The organism is Psychromonas sp. SR45-3, from assembly GCF_014163575.1.
Taxonomy (GTDB): domain Bacteria; phylum Pseudomonadota; class Gammaproteobacteria; order Enterobacterales; family Psychromonadaceae; genus Psychromonas; species Psychromonas arctica.
The window spans coordinates 1-725 of record NZ_JACJDP010000095.1 but is presented as its reverse complement, the minus strand read 5'-3'; the positions used below and the strand labels follow the sequence as shown (position 1 = coordinate 725).

Here is a 725-nt window from a genome sequence, read left to right as displayed (position 1 = left end):
ATTTCAGCTGGTGTTGCTGAATCAATCAATACATAACCACCTTTCACAACGTCAGCTAATTGCTGTGCGTCACGTGCTTGTGGTTTCAAGTTTTGACGGCTAAAGATAAGTGATGACGGTGCATCCACAGATTCAATCGCAAATTTCCAAGCAACAGCAGATTCAACGCTGTCACATGGACGCCATGTATTCATATTTGGTGTTAAACGTAAGCTTGCAATTTGCTCTACAGGTTGGTGAGTTGGACCATCTTCACCTAAACCGATTGAGTCATGCGTAAACACTTGAATCGAACGTTGCTTCATTATTGCAGACATACGTAGCGCGTTACGTGCATATTCCATGAACATTAAGAATGTTGCGCCGTAAGGTACAAAGCCTTTATGTAGTGCGATACCGTTAATGATAGCCACCATTGCAAACTCGCGTACGCCATAGTGTATATAGTTACCCGTTGCATCATCAGCCGTAATCGCTTTCGTACCAGACCACATTGTTAAGTTAGATGGCGCTAAATCAGCTGAACCACCTAATAGCTCTGGCAAGATTGCACCGTAAGCTTCGATACAGTTTTGCGAGGCTTTACGTGTTGCAATATTGCCTTGGTTAGCTTGTAAGTCAGCAATGTAAGCAGAAGACTTAGCTTCCCACTCAGCAGGTAATTCGTTGTTAACACGACGTTTGTATTCAGCAGCTAGTTCAGGATAAGCCGCTGCGTAAGCTGC

The 725-nt window shown here is 43.9% G+C and carries 1 pseudogene; it reads right to left on the bottom strand.

Annotated elements, in window-relative coordinates:
- Nucleotides 1-725: pseudogene (locus tag H5084_RS19265) on the bottom strand (transketolase); the annotation flags it as partial.